The organism is Streptomyces sp. NPDC002499, from assembly GCF_053595415.1.
In genome coordinates this window covers 124,957-148,018 of the sequence record NZ_JBSFXO010000003.1, presented here as the reverse complement: position 1 = coordinate 148,018, position 23,062 = coordinate 124,957, and the positions used below count along the sequence as shown (strand labels likewise).

The window sequence follows — 23,062 nt, the reverse complement described above, 5'->3', positions numbered from 1 at the left end:
CGCGGATGCGGCGCGGTGCCTGACGGACAGCCCGGATGACGCTAAACGGGACAACTTTCAATCCCCAAACGGATCACGGCTTTTGTAGCGCATGCCACAGGGCAGACAGGCAACCTCTCCCTCAATTCGGACATACAGGGGCCCTGGTGACGCATCCGTCACCAGGGCCCCTGCGTGCGCGTGGCGCTCGCTCCGCCTCCGCCCGGTCCTACTCGGCCGGGACGACGGTGACTTCGCCGATCCCGAGAGCCTCCACGGGCTCCTTGATCTGCGCCGCGTCACCGACCAGGACCGTCACCAGACGGTCCACCGGGAAGGCGCTCACGGCGGCCGCGGTGGCCTCCACGGTGCCGGTCGCGGCGAGCTGCCGGTACAGCGTCGCCTGGTAGTCGTCGGGCAGGTTCTGCTCGACCTGGTCGGCCAGCGTGCTCGCGACGGCCGCCGCGGTCTCGTACTTCAGCGGCGCCACGCCCACCAGGTTCTGCACGGCGACATCGCGCTCGGCGTCGGTCAGACCGCCCTCGGCGAGCGTGCGCAGCACCGTCCACAGGTCCTCAAGCGCCGGGCCGGTGTTCGGGGTGTCGAAGGAGCCGCTGATGGCGAGCATCGCGGCCCCGGTGCCGTCCGGGGCGGACCGCAGGACCTGCCCGAACGCCCGGACGCCGTAGGTGTAGCCCTTCTCCTCGCGCAGGACGCGGTCGAGGCGGGAGGTGAGGGTGCCGCCCAGGCAGTACGTGCCGAGCACCTGCGCGGGCCACACGCGGTCGTGCCGGTCGGGGCCGACGCGGCCGATGAGCAGCTGCGTCTGTACGGCGCCCGGGCGGTCCACGATGATCACGCGCCCGGTGTCGTCGGCGGTCACCGGCGGCACGGGACGCGGCTCGGCCGAGGAGCCGGTCCAGGAGCCGAGGGTGTCGCCGAGCAGCTCGTCGAGGTCGATGCCGGTGAGGTCGCCGACGACCACGGCGGTCGCGGTCGCCGGACGGACGTGCTTCTCGTAGAAGGCGCGTACGGCCGCCGAGTCGATGTTCTCGACGGTCTCCTGGGTGCCCTGGCGCGGGCGCGACATGCGCGAGCCGGCCGGGAAGAGCTCCTTGGAGAGCTCCTTCGCCGCACGCCGGGAGGGGTTGGCCAGCTCGTGCGGGATCTCGTCGAGGCGGTTGGTGACCAGGCGCTCGATCTCGCTGTCCGCGAACGCGGGCGCCCTGAGGGCGTCGGCCAGCAGACCGAGGGCCTTGGTGAGGCGCGAGGCGGGCACTTCGAGGCTGATCCGGACGCCGGGGTGGTCGGCGTGCGCGTCGAGCGTCGCACCGCAGCGCTCCAGTTCGGCCGCGAACTCCTCGGCGGAGTGCTTGTCGGTGCCCTCGGAGAAGGCCCGCGCCATGATCGTGCCGACGCCGTCCAGGCTGGCCGGTTCGGCCTCCAGGGGCGCCGCCAGGAGAACCTCCACGGCGACGACCTGCTGGCCGGGACGCTGGCAGCGCAGGACGGTCAGGCCGTTGTCGAGCGTCCCGCGCTCGGGGGCCGGGAACGCCCACGGCCTGGCCTCGCCGGCCTGGGGCTGCGGGTGGAATTCCATCGCGGCGAGCTCGGTCACTTGGCCGCCTCCTCGTTCTCGGTGGGCTCGGCGGACTCGGGGTGCTCGGCGGCGACGGGCTCGTAGACGAGCACCGCGCGGTTGTCGGGGCGGAGCCGGGCCTTGGCGATCTCCTGGACCTCTTCCGGGGTCACCTCCAGGACGCGCTGCACGGCGGTCAGGGCCAGCTGCGGGTCGCCGAACAGGACGGCGTAGCGGCACAGTTCGTCGGCGCGGCCCGCGACCGTGCCGAGCCGGTCCAGCCACTCGCGCTCCAACTGGGCCTGGGCGCGCTCCATTTCCTCGGCCGTGGGGCCCTCCTCGGCGAACCGGGCGAGCTCCTCGTCGATGGCGGTCTCGATGACCGGCACCTCGTAGTCACCGGACGTCTTCACGTCCAGCCAGCCCAGGGAGGGCGCGCCGGCCAGCCGCAGCAGACCGAAGCCGGCCGCGACGGCCGTACGGTCGCGCCGCACAAGGCGGTTGTAGAGGCGGGAGGACTCGCCGCCGCCGAGAATGGTGAGCGCGAGGTCGGCCGCGTCGCTCGCGCGCGTGCCGTCCTCGGGCAGCCGGTACGCCGCCATCAGGGCGCGCGCCGGCACCTCCTCCTCGATGACCTCGCGCAGCTCCTCGCCGATGATCTCGGGCAGCGCGCCGTCGCGCGGGACGGGCTTGCCGTCGTGCGTCGGGATGGACCCGAAGTACCGCTCGATCCAGGCGAGCGTCTGCTCCGGGTCGATGTCGCCGACGACCGACAGAACGGCGTTGTTGGGCGCGTAGTACGTGCGGAAGAACGCGCGCGCGTCCTCCAGGGTGGCCGCGTCCAGGTCGGCCATCGAGCCGATCGGGGTGTGGTGGTAGGGGTGGCCCTCCGGGTAGGAGAGGGCGGTCAGCTTCTCGAACGCCGTGCCGTAGGGGACGTTGTCGTAGCGCTGCCTGCGCTCGTTCTTCACCACGTCCCGCTGGTTCTCCATGGACTCCTCGTCCAGGGCGGCGAGCAGGGAGCCCATGCGGTCCGCCTCCAGCCAGAGGGCGAGCTCCAACTGGTGGGTGGGCATGGTCTCGAAGTAGTTGGTGCGCTCGAAGCTGGTGGTGCCGTTGAGCGAACCGCCCGCGCCCTGCACCAGTTCGAAGTGTCCGTTGCCCTTGACCTGCTTCGAGCCCTGGAACATGAGGTGCTCGAAAAGGTGAGCAAGACCCGTGCGCCCCTTGACTTCGTGGCGCGAGCCGACGTCGTACCAGAGGCACACCGCCGCGACCGGGGTCAGGTGGTCCTCCGAGAGCACCACGCGCAGGCCGTTGGCCAGGCGGTGCTCGGTCGCTGTCAGGCCGCCGGTGTCTGCCTGGTCCGTGGCCGTGTGACCCATGGGCATGTACGTCCCTTCGATCGCGAATGCTGCGGTGGAAACCGGGGTTTTCCCACCGGTCCTGCCACTGTATGCAAGCGTGCGGACGGGCGGCGAAGTTCCCGGTGGACGTACGCCCAGAGCGGATCGCGTAGCCTGCGGGCACGCCGGGCACAAGGGTCGATGTCGGGTCCTCGTCCGCGTTGTCAGTGCCGCGGTCCACAATGGTCGCGTCAGATACCGTTCACGCTTCAGCAAGAGTGAGCCGGAGGGGCGCGGCACCCACGTGAGCGACCCGTAGGCGAGCTACCAGAAAAGAGGAGCCGGCAGCGATGGCCCGCCGTAGTACGAAGACCCCGCCGCCCGACGACTCGTACGAGGAGAAGATCCTCGACATCGACGTCGTCGACGAAATGCAGGGCTCCTTCCTCGAGTACGCGTACTCGGTCATCTACTCACGAGCCCTGCCGGACGCCCGGGACGGTCTCAAGCCGGTGCACCGCCGCATCGTCTACCAGATGAACGAGATGGGACTGCGCCCCGACCGCGGCTACGTGAAGTGCGCGCGCGTGGTCGGCGAGGTCATGGGCAAGCTCCACCCGCACGGCGACGCGTCGATCTACGACGCCCTGGTGCGCATGGCCCAGCCGTTCTCCATGCGCGTGCCGCTCGTCGACGGCCACGGCAACTTCGGCTCGCTCGGCAACGACGACCCGCCGGCCGCCATGCGGTACACGGAGTGCCGGCAGGCCGAGGCCACCAGTCTGATGACGGAGTCGATCGACGAGGACACGGTCGACTTCAGCCCCAACTACGACGGCCAGGAGCGCGAACCGGTCGCCCTGCCGGCCGCCTTCCCGAACCTGCTGGTGAACGGCTCGTCGGGCATCGCCGTCGGCATGGCGACGAACATGCCGCCGCACAACCTCGCCGAGGTCATCTCGGCCGCCCGCCACCTGATCCGCTACCCGAACGCGGATCTGGACACCCTGATGAAGCACGTCCCGGGCCCCGACCTGCCCACCGGCGGCCGCATCGTCGGCCTCTCCGGCGTCCGGGACGCGTACGAGACCGGCCGCGGCACCTTCAAGATCCGCGCCACGGTCGAGATCGACACCGTGACCGCCCGCCGCAAGGGCCTGATCGTCACCGAACTGCCCTTCACCGTCGGCCCGGAGAAGGTGATCGCCAAGATCAAGGACCTGGTCGGCCAGAAGAAGATCCAGGGCATCGCCGACGTCAAGGACCTCACCGACCGCGCCCACGGCCTGCGCCTGGTCATCGAGATCAAGAACGGCTTCGTGCCGGAAGCAGTCCTGGAGCAGCTCTACAAGCTGACGCCGATGGAGGAGTCCTTCGGCATCAACAACGTGGCGCTGGTGGACGGTCAGCCCCTCACCCTGGGTCTCAAGGAGCTCCTCGAGGTCTATCTCGACCACCGCTTCGAGGTCGTACGGCGCCGCAGCGAGTTCCGACGCACCAAGCGCCGCGACCGACTGCACCTGGTGGAGGGCCTCCTGACGGCTCTCGTCGACATCGACGAGGTCATCCGGCTGATCCGCTCCAGCGACAACTCCGCGCAGGCGAAGGAGCGCCTGATGGAGCGCTTCTCGCTGTCGGAGATCCAGACGCAGTACATCCTGGACACCCCGCTGCGCCGTCTCACCCGGTTCGACCGCATCGAGCTGGAGTCGGAGAAGGAGCGCCTCATCGCGGAGATCGCGGAGCTGACCCGGATCCTGGACTCGGACACGGAGCTGCGCAAGCTGGTCTCCACCGAACTGGCCGCGGTAGCAAAGAAGTTCGGCACCGAGCGGCGTACGGTCCTGCTGGAGTCGTCGGGCACCCCCGCGGCCACCGTCCCGCTCCAGGTCGCCGACGACCCGTGCCGGGTGCTGCTCTCCTCGACGGGCCTGCTGGCCCGTACGGCGAACGGCGAGCCCTTCCCGGAGGACGCCGACGACAGACGCACCAAGCACGACGTGATCATCTCGGCGGTGCCGGCCACCGCGCGCGGGGAGATCGGCGCGGTCACATCCAGCGGCCGACTGCTGCGGATCAACGTGGTCGATCTTCCCCAGCTCCCGGAGACGGCGGCGGCACCGAACCTGTCCGGGGGGGCGCTCCTGACGGAGTTCGTCTCCCTCGAGGGCGACGAGACGGTGGTCTGCCTGACCACGCTCGACGAGTCCTCCCCCGGTCTGGCGCTCGGCACCGCGCAGGGCGTGGTCAAGCGCGTGGTCCCCGACTACCCCACGAACAAGGAGGAGTTGGAGGTCATCACACTCAAGGACGGCGACCGCATCGTCGGCGCGGTCGAGCTGCGCACCGGCGAGGAGGACCTGGTCTTCATCACGGACGACGCCCAACTGCTGCGCTTCCAGGCCGCCCACGTCCGTCCCCAGGGCCGACCGGCGGGTGGCATGGCGGGCATCAAGCTCACGGATGGCGCGAAGGTCATCTCGTTCACGGCCGTGGACCCGGCAGCCGACGCGATCGTCTTCACGGTCGCGGGCTCGCGCGGCACGCTCGACGACTCCGTCCAGACGACGGCCAAGCTGACCCCGTTCGACCAGTACCCGCGCAAGGGCCGCGCCACCGGAGGCGTCCGCTGCCAGCGGTTCCTCAAGGGCGAGGACTGCCTCTCCCTGGCCTGGGCGGGCCCCAACCCCGCCAAGGCCGCCCAGAAGAACGGCACACCGGCCGACCTCCCCGAGGTCGACCCGCGCCGCGACGGCTCGGGCGTGTCGCTCCCGAAGACAGTGGCGGTGGTGGCGGGACCGGTCTAGCAGGTCCGGTCAGGACGGGTCCTGGGAGGGCTCTACGAGGTCCTCTCCCAGATCCTGTACGTCCTCCGGTTCCTGTACGTAGCGCAGAACGCCCCACATACCGTGCTCGTCTGCGGTGTGCGGGGCGTCGCTCGTACAGGCCTCCAACTCCTTGCGCAGGGCGGCCGCGTCGATGCCGGAGCCGATCAGGACGAGCTGGCTGAGGCGTGGCGCGTCGCCCGCGGGCCAGGGCTCGGGGTAGAAGCGCAGGAACGGCCCGACGGCGTGCACGGCGTACCGGTTGAGGGCGTCGTGGGCGCCGAAGTCGACGTACCCCTTGATGCGGTACAGCCCCTCGGGCCGGCTGTCGAGGAACGCCATCAACCGGCGCGGGTCCATGGGGACTTCGGAGCTGACGGAGAGGCTGTCGTACGCGGTGTGGAGATGACCGGCGTGGTCGTCCGCATCGTGCTCGCCGTGCTCCCCGCGCGCGTGCAGGTCGTCGAAGGAGAGTTGCCCGATGCGTTCCTCGCTCGGCCGGCAGTCGAAGAGGAGCTCGGGGTCGACGCGGCCGTAGGAGGCGGGGACGACGGCGGCGTGGTCCACGAGGGACCGGACGAGCCCGAGGACGCGGTCGCCGTCGCCGTCGGGCGCGCGGTCGAGCTTGTTGACCACCACGAGGTCGGCGAGGGCGAGATGCCGGTCGATCTCGGGGTGCTTCGCGCGCGTGTCGTCGAACTCGGCCGCGTCGACGACCTCGACGAGACCCCCGTACACGATTCCCGGAAGCTCGCTGGCGAGGACCATGCGGACGAGTTCCTGGGGCTCGGCGAGTCCGCTGGCCTCGATGACGATGACGTCGATGCCGGCTGAGGGGCGGGCGAGCCGGTCGAGGTACTGATCGAGTTCGCTGACGTCCACGGCGCAGCACAGGCAGCCGTTTCCGAGAGAGACGGTGGAGTCGCCGAGCGCGCCGGCCACCGCCATGGCGTCGATCTCGATGGCCCCGAAGTCGTTGACGATCGCGCCGATCCGGCTGCCGCCGCTGCGGTGCAGGAGGTGGTTGAGCAGGGTGGTCTTGCCCGAACCGAGGAAGCCGGCCAGGACGAGGACCGGGATCTGCTGCGGGCTGCGGCTCACCGTCGTACCTCTCTCACGCCTGTGCGCACGCCGGATCGCGGTCCCGGCGCGCGTACGAAGATTGACTGCGGACCCAGGATACGAGCCGGAACAATCACTACGAAGTGAACGATTGTTAGCAGCACTTGCGGGGCAGACGTTGGGGAAGGCGCCGGTTCGTGCGACCCTCGCTTCCCTCCGTGCGCCTCCTCTCCGCCTCCCCCGCCGATCAGAGCCGCTCGGCACTCTGGGAGACGGCAAGCGCCGCCCACCGCTCGCCGGTCCCCATCCGTCGACCCGCAACCCGACGACCGGCGGAACGGCCGCCTGATTCGGGGGTTGACATGGCCACACAGAAGTCCGGGACCGGTGGACTGGGTACCGCGGCAGGCCTCGGTCTGCTGGCCGGCGCCTTCGCCGCCCTGGTCGCACAGCGCCGCAGGATCGACGCCCTACGCATGCGACTCGACCATCTGGAGCAAGCGGCGCAGGCACAGCACCGCTCCGACCTCGCCACCCAACAGCGCCTCCACTGGGAGCTGTTGAGCAAGGCGATCGACAATCCGGAACTGGCCGAGGTGCTCGACGTCTTCAAAGGGTCCGTGTCCCCGGAGCGCAGGCGCCAGTTCCTCTTCGCCAATGCCCTGTACACGAATCAGGTCTTCGCCTACCGGGTCGGCAACATCACCCGCGAGGAGTTCTTCGGATTCGTGCGCGGCTTGCTCCAGAACCCGATCGTCCGCGAGTACTGGTACGCGGGCCAGCACCAACGTGCCACCATCGCGGACGACTCCGACGAAGCCAGGCTCGGACGGCTGGTCGACGATCTGCTGCGCCAGCTGGAGGAGGCGGACATAGACGAGTGGTGGGTCGTGGGAGAGCCGCCCGCCGAGTGACACGGTCGGCACCGGTGCGAGCACCTCTCATACGTCAACCCCGCCCGCTCCGCACCAAGCCCCACAAGAGTGAGTCAGTTCAAGTAATAACGAAGTGGCAAACCTTCTGTTTTCGCAGATGTCACAGGTTTAACTGCTGCAGCACCCTCTCCAGGCCGGGCGGCAGGCCCCTCAGCACCGGGTTCACTGGTCGAAGCCGCCTTCAGGGGGCATCGGCCCGCACGACTGCAGCGCGCGGGCCCAGGACCGTGAGATCAAAGGAAACAGAACAGTGAGTCAGATCATCCGTCGCCTTGGTGCATCTCCACGCGACCGAGGCAGCGCAGGCGGAGCCAATTGCCCGGACATCTTCGAGTTGTCCGACGGTCGCTTCGCCATCATCGGGACGGATGTCACGGACTCACTGGACGCCGAACTCCCCGCGGATGCCTCGCGCGCCGACTACGAACGCATCGTCGTGATCACACGCGAGACCCTGCTCAAGGCCAAGGCCGACATCCCTGACGCCTGATCGTGCACAACAGGCCGGCTCGGTGCCACTCCGAGCCGGCCTCTGTCATGGCGCGGCTTGGAGCCGACCCCTGCCATGTGTCAGGCGGCCGGCACCGCCACCGGCGCCCCCGGCCCCACATACCGCGCCACCGGCCGGATGATCTTCGAGTCCGCCGCCTGTTCCAGGACGTTCGCGCTCCAGCCGACCACCCGGGCCGCCGCGAACGTCGGGGTGAACATCTCGCGTGGCAGGCCGCAGAGTTCCATGACCACGCCGGCGTAGAACTCGACATTGGTGTGGAGCTCCCGGCCCGGCTTCAGCTCCGCGAGGATCGCCTCGACCTGCCGTTCGACCCGTACGGCGAACTCGACCCGTGACCCGCCGAAGCTCTCGGCTAGCTCGCGGAGCATGCGCGAACGGGGGTCCTCTGTGCGGTAGACGGGGTGCCCGAAGCCCATGATGCGGTCGCCGGCGAGGACGCGTTCGCGGATCCACCCGTCGATCCGATCGGGGGTGCCGATCGCGTCCAAGGTGTCCAGCGCACGGCTGGGCGCACCGCCGTGCAACGGCCCGGAGAGCGCCCCGACAGCCCCGACGAGACACGCGGCCACGTCCGCACCCGTCGACGCGATGACCCGTGCCGTGAAGGTTGACGCATTGAATCCGTGATCAATGGTTGAGATCAAGTATTGCTCGATCGCCCTGGCCCGCTCCGGATCCGGCTCCGAACCCGTCAGCATGTAGAGGTAGTTGGCCGCGTAGGGAAGATCGTCACGCGGCTCCACCGGGTCAAGACCCCGACCCAGCCGGTGCAGCGCCGTGAGCAGCGTCGGTACGGCCGCCGCGGCGGCGACGGCGTCCCGGCGGCGCTCGTCGGCGTCGATGTCGTACACCGGCCGGAAGCCCTTCGCCGCGCCGAGCAGGGACAGCGCGGTGCGCATACCGGCCAGCGGGCCGGACCGGCCGCTCGCTGCCGCGATGGCGGGCAGGGCCGCGCGCACCTCGTCGGGGAGCCGGCGCAGGGCCGCGGTCTCAGTGGCGAAGGCGGCTTGCCGTGCCGCGTCCGGGAGTTCACCGTGGACGAGGAGGTGCCAGACGTCCTCGAAGCCGCGGGTCTTCGCGAGGTCGACGGCCGAGTACTGGCGGTAGTGGTAGAAGCCTTCGAGTCCTCGGACGTCCCCGACCTCGGTGTCGGTGACGACGACGCCGGCGAGTCCCCTCGGCACGTTGATGGGTGCGACGGGCTTGATGGGGACGACGGGCGTGGCTGCTGACCTGTTGACGGACATGATTCCTCCCTGGACTTGATTCGACTGTCCATGCTTGACTGAATTCCTGTCAATATTGATTCAGTCAATGCATTCAATCCATGTGTCCTTGTGCCGATACGGTGACCCCATGCGCGATCAAGAGCCCGCCGTCGGTCCCGCCGAACGGCGGCTGACCACCAAAGAAGCCGCCGAAGTGCTGGGCGTGAAATCCGAGACCGTGTACGCGTACGTGAGCCGCGGTCAGCTCAGCAGTCGACGGGTGCCCGGCGGCCGGGGCAGCACCTTCGACGCCAAAGAGGTGGAGACGCTCGCCCGGCGCAACAGGCGGGAGAGCGCCGGGAGTTCGGGCTCCGGGGGCGAGTTGGCCGTACGGACCCGCATCACACTGATCGAGGCGGACCGGTACTACTTCCGTGGCGTCGACGCCACGCTGATGGCCACGCGCCACTCCTACGAAGAGGTCGCGGAGTGGCTGTGGACGGGCCGACTGCACCCCGGAGTCGAGTTCACGGCACCTGACTCATCCGTCGCCGTGGCCCGCCGTGCCGTCGACGCGCTGCCCGAACACGCGGGCCCCACCGACCGGTTGAGGGTCGCGGCGATCGCCGCCGCGACCGCGGACCCGCTGCGTTTCGACCTCTCCGAGGACGCCGTGCTGGGCACCGCGCGCACCCTCATCCCGACGCTCGTCACGGCCCTCCCGCCGGCCCGGCGCGGCCACCGTGACACGGGCCCGCTGGCCGACCGCCTCTGGGCGCGGCTGAGCGGGCGGGACCCCGACGAGGTCTCCCTGCGGGCACTGGACACCGCGCTCGCTCTGCTCGTCGACCACGACCTCGCCGCCTCGACCCTCGCCGTACGGGTCGCCGCGTCGGCCCGCGCGCACGCCTACGCGGCCGTCTCCGCCGGACTCGGCGTGCTCGAAGGCCCGCTGCACGGAGCGGCCAGCGGGCTCGCCCACCGGCTGCTCCTCGACGTCCTCGACCAGGGTGACGCGGCCCCCGTGATCGCCGACGAACTGCGTGCCGGCCGCCGCATCCCGGGACTCGGGCACCGGCTCTACCCCGGCGAGGACCCACGCGCGCGTGTCCTGTTCGGCCTCCTGGAGGACATCCCCAAGGCCGCGCCCGCCCTCGCCGCGGCCCGCGACATCGTGACCGTCACCGCCCGCCACACCCCGCTGCACGCCAACGTCGACCTGGCCCTCGCCGTGCTCACCGCGTCCGCCGGAATGCCCGCCACGGCAGGCGAGACGATCTTCGCCGTGGCCCGTACGGCGGGCTGGATCGCGCACGCCCTGGAGGAGTACGGCGAACGCCCGCTGCGCATGCGCCCCAGCGGCCACTACGTCGGTCCGAAACCGCCCCAGCCCCTGCCGGAGTAACCCACGGGCAGGCCAGAAGTCGCCCTGGCTGAAGTCAGGTTAGGCTCACCTCTGTGAGTACGTGCTCAACAGTCTCCCGGGATCTCGACGAGCCCATTTCGGGCACCGCCGCGACCGCGAGCACCTGGCTGCTGCTGGAACAGCCCGGCCCATGGGGCGCCAAGGCGCTCACATCGAGCCACCTGGATCCGGCAGTGGGCCGTGCGCTGGAGGCGGCCGCCCAGGGCACGGGCGTCCGCGTCGCGCTCATCCGCCGGCCCGGACGGCACGCGGACTGCGGCACGCCGTCGGAGCGGCAGGTGTACGCGGCCCACACCGTGCCCGGCGGCACCTGGCTGCACTCCGCCACGACCCGCGATACGCGGGAGCTGCTGGACCTCGACTTCGCCGCGCTCGGCCGGGGCGAGCACCGCACCTTCGACTCCGTGCTCGACGGCAGGCCGCACACGGGTGATCCGCTCGCGCTCGTCTGCACCAACGGCAAACGCGACCGCTGCTGCGCCCTGCTCGGCCGTCCGCTGGCCGCCGAACTCGCCGCCTCCGGGGTGGAGGGCGTGTGGGAGGTCACCCATCTGGGTGGTCATCGCTTCTCGCCGACCCTGCTCGTCCTGCCGTACGGGTACGCGTACGGCCGCGCGGAGGCCCATGCCGTCAAGGAGATCCTGCACAGCGCCCAGGAGGGACGGATCGTCACGGAGGGGTGCCGCGGGTGCTCCGCCTGGGAACGCCCGGGTCAGGCGGCGGAACTGGCCGTGCGCCGGGCCGTGCGCGAGGACGCGGCGGACGTGTTGAGCATCGTGCGGACGGAGGGCGCGGCGCCGCGCTGGGAGGTGACCGTCGCGCACACGGACGGGCGGCGCTGGCGGGTCGTGGTGGCCCAGGGCGCGTCCCTGCCGCCACGGCCGGAGACCTGCGGCACGTCGGTTCTCGGCTCGCCCGCGCGGATGGACGTGGTGGCGGTACGCGAAATGACGGCGACGGTGCTCGCGGGCTGACGCCGGTCCGGACGAGTCGGTCGCCGTACGTATTGATCAAGAGATCCACACCACATCCCCCTACGGCAGTCCGCACGCGTCCACGTACCGTCGTGGGTATGAGCCCCACGCCCCCCGCACGACGCCTGCGCCTCGGTCTGCCGAAGCGGGTGTTCTCGCAGGTGCTGCTGATGCAGGTGGCGATCGCCGCGGGGGTCGCGGTGCTCGCGACCGGGCTGTTTCTCGCGCCGCTGAGCGACCAGCTCGACAACGAGGCGATGCACCGCGCGCTGGCCATCGCGCAGACGACCGCCGAGCAGCCGCAGATCGCGGAGGACGTGCAGAACACCGCCCCGACCATCGACGGACCGGTTCAGACGGAGGCGGAGCGGATCCGCAAGGCCACCAACGCCGAGTACATCGTGGTGCTGGACTGGCGTGGGGTGCGGTGGTCGCACACGGACCTGAAGCAGATCGGCAGGACCGTCTCGACCGACCCCACCCAGGCGCTGGCCGGTCGGCAGGTCATGGAGATCGACAGCGGCACCCTGGGCCGCTCGGCGCGCGGCAAGGTGCCCCTGCGCGCCACCGACGGCCGGATCATCGGGGCCGTCTCGGTCGGCATCGCCTACGACAGCGTGCGCGCCCGGCTGCTCAGCGCCATACCGGGACTGCTCGCCTACGCCGGGGGCGCCCTGGCCGTCGGCGCGCTGGCCGCGTGGTTCGTCTCCCGGCGGGTCCAGCGGCAGACCCGCGACCTGGCCTTCTCCGACATCTCGGGGCTGCTGGCGGAGCGCGAGGCAATGCTCCACGGCATCCGGGAGGGCGTCGTCGCCCTGGACCGCACCGGCCGCATACGGCTCCTGAACGACGAGGCGCACCGCCTCCTGGGCATCGACGATCAAGCCATCGGCCAACCCCCCGACGAGGCCCTCGGCGCCGGGCGTACGGCCGACATCCTGGCCGGCCGGGTGACCGGCACCGACCTGCTCACCGTGCGCGGTCAGCGTGTCCTGGTCGCCAACCGGATGCCCACCGACGACGGCGGCGCCGTCGCCACCCTGCGCGACCGCACCGAGTTGGAGCAGCTCGGCCGGGAGCTCGACTCGACGCTCGGTCTGATCGACGCCCTGCGCGCGCAGGACCACGAACACGCCAACCGCATGCACACGCTCCTGGGGCTGCTCGAACTGGAGATGTTCGACGACGCCGTGGAGTTCGTCGGCGAGGTGGTCGGCGACCACCGGACCACCGCCGAGCAGGTCACCGAGAAGATCCACGACCCGCTGCTGGCCGCCCTGTTGGTCGGCAAGGCGACCGTCGCGGCCGAGCGGGGCGTCGCCCTCTGGGTCTCCGACCGGACCCGGCTGCCCGACCGGCTGATCGACCCCAGGGGCCTGGTCACCATCGTCGGCAACCTGGTGGACAACGCGCTCGACGCCGTCGCGGCCACTCCGCACGCACGCGTGGAGGTCGAGCTGCGCGCGGAGGGACGTACCGCCGTGCTCCGGGTGCGCGACACGGGGCCCGGGATCCCGGCCGAGAACCACGAGTTGATCTTCACCGACGGGTGGTCCACGAAGGAGCCGCCCGCGCACCGCAGGCGCGGGATCGGGCTCTCCATGGTGCGCAGGCTCGCCGAACGGCAGGGCGGGAGCGCGACGGTGGGCGCGGCGGACGGTGGCGGCGCGGAGTTCACCGTCGTCCTGCCGGAGGCGCTCGCCGAGCCGGAACCGGCCCTGACGGCAACCGCGGACACGTCCGCCGAGGAGGAGTCGCGATGATCGATGTCCTGGTCGTGGACGACGACACCAGGGTCGCGCAGGTCAACGCGGCCTACGTCGAGAAGGTGCCGGGCTTCCGCGTCGCCGGCGAGGCGCACAGCGCGGCCGAGGCCCTGCGCCAGATGGAGGCGCTGCCTCGGCTGGACCTGGTCCTCATGGACCACTACCTGCCCGACGAGACGGGCCTGGCGGTCGTCCAGGAGATGCGTCGGCGCGGCCACCAGACCGACGTGATCATGGTGACGGCGGCCCGGGACGTGACGACCGTGCAGGCGGCGATGCGGCACGGCGCGCTGCAGTACCTGGTCAAGCCGTTCGCCTTCGCGGGCCTGCGCGCCAAGCTGGAGGCGTACGCGGAACTGCGCCGCACGCTCGACGGCGGCGGCGAGGCGGAACAGGCCGAGGTGGACCGCATCTTCGGTGCGCTGTCGGCGCCTTCGGAGCCGGGGCTGCCCAAAGGGCACTCCCCGAACACGGCGGAGCTGGTGCGCCGGTCCCTGATGAACGCCGAAGGGCCGCTGTCCGCCCAGGAGATCGCCGACCGGACCGGGGTGAGCCGGCAGACCGCCCAGCGCTATCTGAAGCTCCTGGAGCGCACGGGACGGGCCAGGCTCACACTCAAGTACGGCGACGCGGGCCGCCCGGAACACCGTTACGTGTGGGCGGCCCGCGCCTAGGGCACGGTCGGGTGGGGGCGGGGGAAGGGACCGTGCCCCCCTTACATACGGATGTCAGCCCGTCGCCTTCTCCACGAACTCCGTAGTGAATGTCTTTGCGAGATCCACCTTGGCGTTCTTGATGTTCGGGTTGAACGCCTTGAGGACCTTCTCGACGGTCTCCGGGCCGTTCTCGGGCATCACGCCGTCGTCGGTGAACATGGGCAGCGTGCTCTGGATGGCCTTCGCGTACAGGACGCTGTTGCCCTGCGAGTAGTCGGCGGGCATCTTGTCGGCGATCTGGGAAGCGCTGTGTGTGGACATCCACTTGAGCGTCTTGACGAATGCGTTGACCATCTTCTGGACCGTGTCCTTGTGACCGTTCACCCAGTCCGTCTGCATGTACAGACTTGACGACGGGTACGGTCCGCCGAGCGCCTCCTGGGACCCCTCGGGCGTCCGCATGTCGATGAGGACCTTGCCGACCTTCTTGTCCAGGATCGTGGCGACGGTCGGGTCGGTCGTCATGCCGGCGTCGATGGAGCCCTGCTGGAGCGCCGCGATGAAGGTCGGCCCCGCGCCGACGGCGACCGGGGTGAAGTCGCTGACCTTCACGCCGTTCTTGACGGCGAGGTACTTGCTGAGGAAGTCGGTCGAGGAGCCGAGACCGGTGACGCCGAGCTTCTTCCCCTTGAAGTCCTTGGGCGAACTGATGTCGTCCGCCGCCTTGTTGGAGACGATCTCGACCTCGCCGGGCGCGTGCGAGAACTGCACGACGGACTCGACGGCCTTGCCCTTGGTCTGGAGGTCGAGGGTGTGGTCGTAGAAGCCGACGGCCCCCTGCACCTGGCCGGAGACGAGCGCGGTCTCGGCCTGCACGCCGGCCGGCTCGCTCAGCAGCTCCACGTCGAGGCCCTCGGCGTCGAAGTAGCCGAGCCGCTGGGTGAGCATCGCGGGCAGGTAGATGACCTTGTCGAGGCCGCCGACCATGATCTTGACCTTCGTACCCTTGCCGTCTCCCTTGCTCCCGGAGCCGGTGGAGGCGGTGCTGGAGGCGTCATCGGCGCAGGCGGTGAGGGAGGAGAGGGCGAGCAGGCCGGCGGCGGCCAGGGCGGCGTATCTGGCGGGTGTGCGCATGAGGGTTCACGTCCTTGTGAGGGGGCGGTGCGAGGGAGGCAGCTGCGGGGAGAGGCGTGCTGCGGGGCGGGCCGCTGGGGCAGCGGGGCGTGCCGGGAACAGCGGGGCGGGCCGCGGGGTCAGCTGTCGGAGCCGGTCGGCTTCCAGCGGAAGATGCGGCGCTCGGCGAAGGTGAGCAGCCCTTCGGCGACGAGGGCGACGACGGCGAGGATGACCATCGCGGCGTACACACCGGCCGCGTTGAAGGTGCCCTGAGACTGTGCGACGAGCAGGCCGATGCCCTTGGTGGCGCCGATGTACTCGCCGACGATGGCGCCGATCAGAGCGAAGCCGAAGCTCACATGGAGGCTGGTGAAGATCCACGAGGTGGCGGACGGGATGACGACCTGGAGCGTCACCCTGCGGTCGCTCGCGCCGAGGATGCGGGCGTTGGCGACCAGGTTGCGGTCGACCTCGCGGGCGCCCTGGAAGGCGTTGAAGAACACCGGGAAGAACACCAGGACGACGGCGGAGGCGACCTTGGAGGCCGGCCCGAGGCCGAACCAGATCACGAAGATGGGCGCCAGGACGATCCTGGGGATCGAGTTGAGCACCTTGATGTATGGACCAAGGACATCGGCGAGGAAGGTGATCCGCCCGAGGGCGATACCGCACACGACACCGGCGGCCACACCGATGACCCAGCCGAGCAGTGCCTCGTAGAGCGTGTACCAGATCTGTTCGCCCAGGGATCCGAGTGCGGTGCCGTGCGTCAGCCAGGTGTAGATCTGGTCCCAGATCTTCGAGGGCATCGAGAAGTTGAACGGATCGATGGCCTTGGTCCGGGCGAGCAGCTCCCACAGGCCGAGGACGGCGACCAGGAGCAGCGCCCGGAAGACCGCGACGACGATCTTGCGTCTACGGGCGGCACGCGCGCGTGAGTGCGCGCGGTCGGGCGGCGTCTTCACCGTGTCGACCACCGGCGTGCTGAGAATGTCAGGCGACATGAGCGGCACCCCTCTCGCGGGTGATGCGGACCTCTTCGCCGAGGGACTCCCAGATCTCGCGGTAGATCTCGATGAACCGCGACTCCAGACGCACCGACTCGACCTTGCGTGGGCGCGGCAGGTCGATGTCGTAGACCTGCTTGACGGTGGCGGGTCCGGCGGTCATCACGACGACCTTGTCGGCCAGCGCGATGGACTCCTCCAGGTCGTGGGTGACGAAGACGACGGAGGCGCGGGTGCCCTCCCACAGCTCCAGCAGTTCGTCCGACATCAGGGCCCTGGTCTGCACGTCGAGCGCCGAGAACGGCTCGTCCATCAGCAGGATCTCGGGGTCGTTGACGAAGGTCGCGGCGAGCGCGACGCGCTTGCGCATACCGCCGGAGAGCTGGTGGGGATAGCGGTCCTCGAACGCGCTGAGCCCGACCCGGGCCAGCCATTCGCGGGCCTTCTCCTTCGCCTCCGCCTTGGGCACTCCGCGGAAACGCGGTCCTGCCATGACGTTGGACAGGACCGTGCGCCAGGGGAAGGTGGCGTCCTGCTGGAAGACGAAGCCGACCTTGTCACCGACGCCGCGCACCGGCTCCCCGGCGACGAGCACTTCGCCTTCGGTGGGCTCCTCCAACCCGCTGACCAGGGTCAACGTGGTCGACTTGCCGCAGCCCGTGGGGCCGACGACCGCCACGAACTCGCCACGCCCGACCGTGAGATCGAGGCCGTTGACGGCCGTGTGCAGTCCCCCTGACGGGGTCCGGAACGTCTTGCTCGCGCCCCGCAGCTCGATGGCGGGGCTGGTGTCTGGGCTCATGGCCCGGGACGGTAGGTGTGGCGCGGACCACAGCATCAGCCTTGTGGGCACATGCCGTTCTTTTGCTTCCTGTGGCCTGTTGTGCTCGTTTTGCTCGCGCTACAACAGCGGAGCCGAAACATGGGCTTAACGCCCGCCTGGCCTTGACAGAAAGAGGCCCGATGATTGACGTCCTGGTCGTGGACGACGACTTCCGCGTTGCCGAGATCAACGCCAAGTACGTGGGAAAGGTTCCCGGTTTCCGGGTCGCCGCCCGCGCACACAGTGCCGCCCAGGCCCTGGCCAGCGTGCAGCGGGGGACCATCGACCTGGTCCTTCTCGACCACTATCTCCCCGACCAGACGGGCCTCGAACTCGTCCACCGCATGCGCGAACAGGGGCACGGCACCGACGTCATCATGATCACCGCGGCCGGTGACGTGACGACCGTGCAGGCAGCGATGCGCCTGGGCGCCCTGCACTATCTGGTCAAGCCGTTCACCTTCGCCGCCCTGCGCACCCGCCTCGACTCGTACGCCGCCCTGCGCCGCACCGTCGACCGCGTCGGCGGCCGGGGCGTGGCCGGTCAGGAGCAGGTCGACCGCATCTTCGGCGCCCTGCGCACCTCACCGGTGCCGTCCTCGCCCGGCCTGCCCAGCGGCCACTCGGAGCCGACGACGGACCTGATCTGCCGCGTCCTCCACCACGCCGTCCGCCCCCTCTCGGCCCACGAGGTAGCCACCGAGACGGGCCTGAGCCGCTCCACCGCCCAGCGCTACCTCCGCCACCTCGAACAGGCCGGCCGCCTCCGCCTCACCCTCAAATACGGCGACACGGGCCGCCCGGAGCACCTGTACGCGTGGGTGGCGCCGTAGCCCGCGGTCCGGATCGGCATAGGGCTCGGCAGCGTCCTGAAGGGGCGCGGGGAACTGCGCGACAAGCCACGACGGCGCCGCGAACCAGTGGCGGCCTGCCGCGAGCGCTTCCGGCAGAGAAGCCGACGGCACCGAACCGAAGCGCCCTTCACCCGACCTGCTCAAACGGCCCCCGCACCCGTGAGCGACCGCACCTCCGTCTCCGCATGCTTGGCCTCGTCCGGGACCTCGGCCGAGGTGACCGTGCCGAGCCAGCCGGCGAGGAAGCCGAGCGGGATCGAGACGAGGCCGGGGTTCTGCAGGGGGAAGTACTGGAAGTCGACGCCGGGGAACAGGGATTCGGGGCTGCCGGACACCACCGGGGACAGCAGCACGAGCAGGAGTGACGGGACGAGACCGCCGTATACGGCCCACACGGCGCCGCGTGTGGTGAAGCCGCGCCAGAACAGGGAGTAGAGCAGCACCGGGAGATTCGCGGAGGCGGCGACGGCGAAGGCGAGGCCCACCAGGAAGGCGACGTTGAGGTCGCGGGCGAGCAGGCCGAGGGCGATCGCCACGACGCCGATGCCCGCGGCGGCGATCCGCGCCACGGCCACCTCGCTGTACGGCTTGGCGTGCTTGCGCCGCAGGGACGCGTACAGGTCGTGGGCCACGGACGCGGAGGAGGCGAGCGTGATGCCGGCGACCACCGCGAGGATCGTGGCGAAGGCGATGGCGGCCACGATCGCGAAGAGAACCGTTCCGCCTGTGGAGTTGGCGCCGCCGCCCAGATCGAGCGCCAGCAGGGGGACCGCCGTGTTGCCGGCCGCGTTCGATCCACGTACCGCATCAGGTCCCACGATCGCCGCCGCGCCGAAGCCGAGGACGATCGTCATCAGGTAGAAGCCGCCGATCAGTCCGATCGCCCAAAGGACCGAACGACGCGCCGCCTTGGCCGTCGGGACGGTGTAGAAGCGGGACAGGATGTGCGGCAGGCCGGCCGTGCCCAGCACCAGCGCGAGGCCGAGGCTGATGAAGTCGAAGCGGGCCGTCCAGTCCCCGCCGTACTTCAGCCCCGGTACCAGGAACGCGTTTCCGTGCCCGCTGCGTTCGGCCGCGGTCAGCAGCAGTCGGTCGAAGTCGCCGTGGAATCGCAGCAGCACCAGCACGGTCAGCGCGACCGTACCGCTGAGCAGCAGTACCGCCTTGACGATCTGGATCCAGGTGGTGGCCCGCATCCCTCCCAACGACACATAGATCACCATGAGCGCGCCGACGCCGATCACGGTCCAGGCGCGCGCCGCCGCGCTCGTCCCGCCGAGCAGCAGCGAGACCAGGCTGCCCGCGCCCACCATCTGCGCCACCAGGTACAGAACGGACACGGTGACCGAGGAAGTTCCCGACGCGATCCGGACCGGCCGCTCGCTCATCCGTGCCGCGATGACGTCCGCGAGCGTGAAACGCCCGCAGTTGCGCACCAGTTCGGCGACGAGGAACAGCACCACCAGCCAGGCCACGAGGAAGCCGACCACGTACAGGAGCCCGTCGTAGCCGAACAGCGCGATGAGCCCCGTGACGCCCAGGAAGGAAGCGGCCGACATGTAGTCGCCCGCGATGGCAAAACCATTTTCCATGGGCGAGAACAGCCGCCCGCCCGCGTAGAACTCCTCCGCGGAACCGCGCCTGTTGCGGCTCACCCACGTCGTGATCGCCAGGGTGACGGCGACGAACGCGCTGAACAGCAGCAACGCCAGCGTCTGGTGATTGCCCGTCACGACCTACCACCCCGGACGCCGCGGGTCAGTTCCTGGGTGTCCCAGCGCAGTTCGAGCGCGGCACGGTCTCTGCGCAGCCGCGCGTGGCGGGCGTAGGCCCAGGCGAGCAGGAAGGTGGTCAGGAACTGTCCGAGCCCCGCGACCATGGCCACGTTCACCGCTCCCGCCACCGGCCGCGCCATCAGCCCCGGCGCGGTCGTCGCGGTCACCACGTACCCCACGTACCAGGTGAAGAAGGCGGCGAAGCCCGGCACGACGAACCTCCGGTACCGGCTGCGCACCTCCTGGAAGGCCGCGCTGCGCTGCACCTCGAGGTAGACGTCGGCCGCGGCGATCCGTTCCTCCGTGCCCGTCCTGCGCTGCGCCACGACCGCGGGAGCGGGCACCGGCTCCGGTGCGCCGACACCGGCCGACTCGCCCCAGCCGGAGGCCAGCGCGTCGTACCACGGGTCGTCGTACCTCACCGCTTCGGGTGCTGGTGCCGGGGCACTGCCCTCGTGGTGCCCGGCCGAACTCTCGGGACCACCCCCGCCTCCGCGGGGACGACCGTTGCTTGACTGCATGCCCAAGCATGGACAGAACGGGAAGATCCCTGACTCTTCTTCGCCACCGGCTTCACCCCATCAGGTGACTAACCCGCTGGTGGCCGCACAAGCCCTTTGCCGTACGCGTAACGCACGGCCTGGGCGCGGTCCTTGAGGCCCGTCTTGGCGAAGAGGTTGTTGATGTGGGTCTTCACGGTCGCCGTGGACACGTGCAGCCGGCGGGCGATCTCCTGGTTGCTGAGGCCGTCCGCGATCAGCACCAGCACCTCGGTCTCCCGCGCGGTGAGCCCGTCCGGCGGCTCGCCGGGCCCCTCGACCGGCTGCGGCTCGGGCTCGGAGAGCCGCTCCAGCAGCCGCCGTTGGATGCTCGGCGACAGCCCCGCGTCCCCGGACAGCACGTTGTGCACCGCCCGGACGATCTCGTCGCCTCCGGCGTCCTTGGTGAGATAGCCGCGCGCTCCCGCACGCAGTGCCGGGAACAGGGACTCGTCGTCCGCGAACGTCGTGAGCACCACGACCTGCGTCCCGGGGTGCTCCGCACGGATGCGCCGGGTGGCCTCCACCCCGTCGCAGCGCGGCATGCGCAGGTCCATCAGCACCACGTCCGGGGCGAGTTCGGCGACGAGCTTCACCGCCTCGTCCCCGTCCCCTGCGGCTCCGACGACCTCGATCCCCGGCAGCAGGCCCAGCAGCATCACGATGCCCTCACGGACGACGGTCTGATCGTCCGCGACCACCACCCGCGCGACCCGCTTCTCCGCCCCTTCCGTCATACGGGCACCTTCAGCGTCACCACGAACCCCTCCTCGTCCGGCTCCGCCCGCAGCGAGCCGCCCAGCAGCTCGGCACGCTCGCGCATGCCCAGCAGACCGTATCCGCTGCCCGCGCCCGCGAGTTCACCCGGCGAACCGCCGAAGTCCTTCACGTCCAGCGTCACTTGGTGCGCCCCGTAGTCGAGCCGGACCCGCACCTTGGCCCCGGGCGCGTGCTTGCGGACGTTCGTCAGGGCCTCCTGCGCGACCCTGCGCACCGCCTGCGACGCCTCGGCAGGCAACTGTCTGCGCTCACCCGTAATGGTGACCTCGGCCCCGGCCGTCACCCCGACCAGCTGTCCCAGGAAGTCCTCCAGCGGCGTCATCTCGCCACGCAGCGCGGACAACGCCTGCCGCGTCTCCTCGAGACCGTCACGGGCCATGCCCCGGGCGGCCACGACCCGGTCGAGGATCTGCTCCCGGTCGGCTCCCCGCTCGATCAGCAGCCGCGCCGCCTCAAGGTGCACCAGCTGCGCCGAGAGGCTGTGCGCCAGTACGTCGTGGATCTCCCGTGCGATCCGGGCCCGCTCCCCCAGTGCCGCCGACTCGGCCTCCGCAGCCCGGGCGGCCCGCTCCTGAGCGAGCAGCCGCTGGGCATTGCCCCGGGCCTCGGCGTCCAGCCGCAGGGTGTAGCCGGCGAGACCGAGACCGACGCACGTGACGACAGTCGTCAGATGGTTGTCGTTGTTGATGACCCCGTAGAGGGTCAGCGCCAGTCCCGCAGCCGGCACTCCCACCCTCAGGGGCAGCCGCTCCAGGCCGGCGACCGCGCAACCGCACCACAGGACGAGACCGAGCGTCCGGAAGCCGGAAGCCTGGGCGACGACCCCGACGCCCTGCAGCAGCGAGAGCGCCACCAGAGACGGCACCATCCTGTGTTGGAGCGTCGTCCGGTACAGGAGCCAGGCCAGCCCGGCCGCGACGACCACCACTCCGACGCCCGCGGCCACGGCCCAGCCGTGCTCATGGCTGCTGGTGAACGCGCCCCACAGCAGGATGCCGAGGACGAGCCCCCGCACGACCCAGGCGAGCAGTCGCCTGGGCCGGGAGAGCCCGTTGCGCCCGAGAGCCTCCGGCGAGGGCCAGCTCGACCAGGAGTTCCGTGTCACACGCGCTCCTTCCGCGCGGGCCGGACCATGCGGTCACCGTACGCCGTGGCCACACCCGCCGTCGGGGCGAACGACTGGGCCCGCCATACCAGGATCCCGGAGCGGACCAGGAGAGTGGCCGCGAGGGCGAGAAGCAGGGCGGAGCTGTTCTGGTGCACGCCGAGGGCGGCGCCCAGCGCGAAGAGGCCGACGCGCAGGGCGATGCCGATGACCCAGACGGTCCCGCTCGCCTTGGTGCTCTTGCTCCACACGGCACCGTCCGGCTCCGCCCATATGCGGGTGGTCCAGGCCCAGCCGGCTCCGGTGGCGAGGCCCACGAGCAGCTCGACGGAGAGCAGGGCGAGCGATTCCGTGCGGTGGTGGGCGTCGACTATGCCGGGTTGGCGCAGCGCCACGACGGCCAGCACCACCGGCACCAGCCACCAGCGCCTCCCGGCGCCGACCTGCTGTGCGCGGAACTGTCGCGCGATCACGAGACAGACGACGGCCACGATCACCAGCGTGTTGACCAGCCCGGACATCAGTGCCTCCGTGAGCGAGAAGACGATTCCGGCAGCGAGCGCCGCCGACGTCTTCGAAGCTACGGAAATCCATGGGCCGGCAGATCGGAGCCGGGGTGGATCGCAGGTGGATCCTCGCCCCCGGCCGACTCCACCCACGGGTGGAGCCCCGGCGCCGCGAGGCCCCGGCGCCGCGAGGCCGCGAGGCCGCGAGGCCGCGAGGCCGCGAGGCCGCGAGGCCGCGAGGCCGCGAGGCCGCGAGGCCGCGAGGCCGCGAGGCCGCGAGGCCGCGA

Annotated in this window: 20 protein-coding genes; 8 read left to right on the top strand and 12 right to left on the bottom strand. The window is 70.6% G+C overall.

Going from position 1 to position 23,062, the window contains the following annotated elements:
- Positions 1-208: 208 nt before the first annotated feature.
- Complete coding sequence (locus ACWD5F_RS08740; protein ID WP_451252474.1) at positions 209-1,597, bottom strand: M16 family metallopeptidase; 1,389 nt, start codon at positions 1,595-1,597, stop codon at positions 209-211.
- A complete protein-coding gene (locus tag ACWD5F_RS08735) occupies positions 1,594-2,949 on the bottom strand; it encodes a M16 family metallopeptidase (protein ID WP_451252472.1) in 1,356 nt (451 codons plus the stop codon). The genes ACWD5F_RS08740 and ACWD5F_RS08735 overlap by 4 nt, the downstream gene beginning before the upstream one ends.
- A gap of 305 nt (positions 2,950-3,254) precedes the next feature.
- Between ACWD5F_RS08735 and ACWD5F_RS08730 the strand changes: the two genes are divergently transcribed.
- Positions 3,255-5,711 carry a DNA gyrase/topoisomerase IV subunit A gene (locus ACWD5F_RS08730; protein WP_451252470.1) on the top strand — a complete coding sequence of 819 codons (2,457 nt, stop codon included), beginning with the start codon at positions 3,255-3,257 and terminating at the stop codon, positions 5,709-5,711.
- Between the two features lie 9 nt (positions 5,712-5,720).
- On the opposite strand, the gene ACWD5F_RS08725 is transcribed toward ACWD5F_RS08730, so the two are convergent.
- The gene (locus ACWD5F_RS08725; protein WP_451252469.1) at positions 5,721-6,830 is read right to left on the bottom strand and encodes a CobW family GTP-binding protein; all 1,110 of its coding nucleotides are present in this window, start codon (positions 6,828-6,830) and stop codon (positions 5,721-5,723) included.
- Between the two features lie 323 nt (positions 6,831-7,153).
- On the opposite strand from ACWD5F_RS08725, the gene ACWD5F_RS08720 reads away from it, so the two are divergent.
- The gene (locus ACWD5F_RS08720) at positions 7,154-7,705 is read left to right on the top strand and encodes a DUF6082 family protein (protein ID WP_451252468.1); all 552 of its coding nucleotides are present in this window, start codon (positions 7,154-7,156) and stop codon (positions 7,703-7,705) included.
- 271 nt (positions 7,706-7,976) lie between these two features.
- Positions 7,977-8,216: a hypothetical protein gene (locus ACWD5F_RS08715; RefSeq protein ID WP_402346460.1), complete on the top strand. Its 240-nt coding sequence runs from the start codon at positions 7,977-7,979 to the stop codon at positions 8,214-8,216.
- A gap of 80 nt (positions 8,217-8,296) precedes the next feature.
- Here ACWD5F_RS08715 and ACWD5F_RS08710 read toward each other — a convergent pair whose 3' ends face one another.
- A complete protein-coding gene (locus tag ACWD5F_RS08710; protein WP_451252465.1) occupies positions 8,297-9,487 on the bottom strand; it encodes a citrate synthase/methylcitrate synthase in 1,191 nt (396 codons plus the stop codon).
- Positions 9,488-9,596: 109 nt separating this feature from the next.
- Here ACWD5F_RS08710 and ACWD5F_RS08705 point away from each other — a divergent pair, with 109 nt between their 5' ends.
- The 4 genes from ACWD5F_RS08705 (at position 9,597) to ACWD5F_RS08690 (ending at position 14,288) form a co-directional block, all read left to right on the top strand.
- A complete protein-coding gene (locus ACWD5F_RS08705; RefSeq protein WP_451252464.1) occupies positions 9,597-10,853 on the top strand; it encodes a citrate synthase in 1,257 nt (418 codons plus the stop codon).
- A 53-nt stretch (positions 10,854-10,906) separates the two neighbouring features.
- On the top strand, positions 10,907-11,848 hold the full coding sequence (locus tag ACWD5F_RS08700; protein ID WP_451252462.1) for a sucrase ferredoxin: 942 nt from the start codon (positions 10,907-10,909) through the stop codon (positions 11,846-11,848).
- A gap of 98 nt (positions 11,849-11,946) precedes the next feature.
- Entirely contained in the window at positions 11,947-13,611 is a 1,665-nt protein-coding gene (locus tag ACWD5F_RS08695; protein ID WP_451252460.1) for an ATP-binding protein, read from the top strand.
- The gene (locus tag ACWD5F_RS08690) at positions 13,608-14,288 is read left to right on the top strand and encodes a response regulator (protein ID WP_401722076.1); all 681 of its coding nucleotides are present in this window, start codon (positions 13,608-13,610) and stop codon (positions 14,286-14,288) included. Before ACWD5F_RS08695 ends, ACWD5F_RS08690 begins: the two co-directional genes overlap by 4 nt.
- 54 nt (positions 14,289-14,342) lie before the next feature.
- Here ACWD5F_RS08690 and ACWD5F_RS08685 read toward each other — a convergent pair whose 3' ends face one another.
- The 3 genes from ACWD5F_RS08685 to ACWD5F_RS08675 form a co-directional block, all read right to left on the bottom strand.
- Entirely contained in the window at positions 14,343-15,404 is a 1,062-nt protein-coding gene (locus tag ACWD5F_RS08685; protein ID WP_451252458.1) for an ABC transporter substrate-binding protein, read from the bottom strand.
- Positions 15,405-15,523: 119 nt separating this feature from the next.
- A complete protein-coding gene (locus ACWD5F_RS08680) occupies positions 15,524-16,390 on the bottom strand; it encodes an ABC transporter permease (RefSeq protein WP_451252456.1) in 867 nt (288 codons plus the stop codon).
- On the bottom strand, positions 16,380-17,195 hold the full coding sequence (locus ACWD5F_RS08675; protein ID WP_451252454.1) for an ABC transporter ATP-binding protein: 816 nt from the start codon (positions 17,193-17,195) through the stop codon (positions 16,380-16,382). The genes ACWD5F_RS08680 and ACWD5F_RS08675 overlap by 11 nt, the downstream gene beginning before the upstream one ends.
- A gap of 161 nt (positions 17,196-17,356) precedes the next feature.
- Between ACWD5F_RS08675 and ACWD5F_RS08670 the strand changes: the two genes are divergently transcribed.
- Positions 17,357-18,049 (top strand): response regulator, encoded by a 693-nt coding sequence (locus ACWD5F_RS08670; RefSeq protein WP_451252452.1) that lies wholly within the window; start codon positions 17,357-17,359, stop codon positions 18,047-18,049.
- 161 nt (positions 18,050-18,210) lie between these two features.
- On the opposite strand, the gene ACWD5F_RS08665 is transcribed toward ACWD5F_RS08670, so the two are convergent.
- From ACWD5F_RS08665 to ACWD5F_RS08645, 5 genes are all read right to left on the bottom strand, one after another.
- A complete protein-coding gene (locus ACWD5F_RS08665) occupies positions 18,211-19,803 on the bottom strand; it encodes a solute symporter family protein (protein ID WP_451252450.1) in 1,593 nt (530 codons plus the stop codon).
- Complete coding sequence (locus tag ACWD5F_RS08660; RefSeq protein WP_451252448.1) at positions 19,800-20,366, bottom strand: DUF485 domain-containing protein; 567 nt, start codon at positions 20,364-20,366, stop codon at positions 19,800-19,802. The genes ACWD5F_RS08665 and ACWD5F_RS08660 overlap by 4 nt, the downstream gene beginning before the upstream one ends.
- Before the next feature lie 68 nt (positions 20,367-20,434).
- Complete coding sequence (locus ACWD5F_RS08655) at positions 20,435-21,121, bottom strand: response regulator transcription factor (protein WP_401722094.1); 687 nt, start codon at positions 21,119-21,121, stop codon at positions 20,435-20,437.
- Positions 21,118-22,269 (bottom strand): sensor histidine kinase, encoded by a 1,152-nt coding sequence (locus ACWD5F_RS08650; protein ID WP_451252446.1) that lies wholly within the window; start codon positions 22,267-22,269, stop codon positions 21,118-21,120. The genes ACWD5F_RS08655 and ACWD5F_RS08650 overlap by 4 nt, the downstream gene beginning before the upstream one ends.
- The gene (locus tag ACWD5F_RS08645; RefSeq protein ID WP_451252444.1) at positions 22,266-22,790 is read right to left on the bottom strand and encodes a DUF1453 domain-containing protein; all 525 of its coding nucleotides are present in this window, start codon (positions 22,788-22,790) and stop codon (positions 22,266-22,268) included. Before ACWD5F_RS08645 ends, ACWD5F_RS08650 begins: the two co-directional genes overlap by 4 nt.
- Positions 22,791-23,062: the final 272 nt, after the last annotated feature.

Bases quoted from the DNA above. Each gene is read 5' to 3' on its own strand.
- ACWD5F_RS08735 (WP_451252472.1), bottom strand. From the start codon at position 2,949: ATGCCCATGGGTCACACGGCCACGGACCAGGCAGACACCGGCGGCCTG.
- ACWD5F_RS08730 (WP_451252470.1), top strand. From the start codon at position 3,255: ATGGCCCGCCGTAGTACGAAGACCCCGCCGCCCGACGACTCGTACGAG.
- ACWD5F_RS08720 (WP_451252468.1), top strand. From the start codon at position 7,154: ATGGCCACACAGAAGTCCGGGACCGGTGGACTGGGTACCGCGGCAGGC.
- ACWD5F_RS08710 (WP_451252465.1), bottom strand. From the start codon at position 9,487: ATGTCCGTCAACAGGTCAGCAGCCACGCCCGTCGTCCCCATCAAGCCC.
- ACWD5F_RS08705 (WP_451252464.1), top strand. From the start codon at position 9,597: ATGCGCGATCAAGAGCCCGCCGTCGGTCCCGCCGAACGGCGGCTGACC.
- ACWD5F_RS08695 (WP_451252460.1), top strand. From the start codon at position 11,947: ATGAGCCCCACGCCCCCCGCACGACGCCTGCGCCTCGGTCTGCCGAAG.
- ACWD5F_RS08690 (WP_401722076.1), top strand. From the start codon at position 13,608: ATGATCGATGTCCTGGTCGTGGACGACGACACCAGGGTCGCGCAGGTC.
- ACWD5F_RS08685 (WP_451252458.1), bottom strand. From the start codon at position 15,404: ATGCGCACACCCGCCAGATACGCCGCCCTGGCCGCCGCCGGCCTGCTC.
- ACWD5F_RS08680 (WP_451252456.1), bottom strand. From the start codon at position 16,390: ATGTCGCCTGACATTCTCAGCACGCCGGTGGTCGACACGGTGAAGACG.
- ACWD5F_RS08675 (WP_451252454.1), bottom strand. From the start codon at position 17,195: ATGAGCCCAGACACCAGCCCCGCCATCGAGCTGCGGGGCGCGAGCAAG.
- ACWD5F_RS08670 (WP_451252452.1), top strand. From the start codon at position 17,357: ATGATTGACGTCCTGGTCGTGGACGACGACTTCCGCGTTGCCGAGATC.
- ACWD5F_RS08660 (WP_451252448.1), bottom strand. From the start codon at position 20,366: ATGCAGTCAAGCAACGGTCGTCCCCGCGGAGGCGGGGGTGGTCCCGAG.
- ACWD5F_RS08655 (WP_401722094.1), bottom strand. From the start codon at position 21,121: ATGACGGAAGGGGCGGAGAAGCGGGTCGCGCGGGTGGTGGTCGCGGAC.
- ACWD5F_RS08645 (WP_451252444.1), bottom strand. From the start codon at position 22,790: ATGTCCGGGCTGGTCAACACGCTGGTGATCGTGGCCGTCGTCTGTCTC.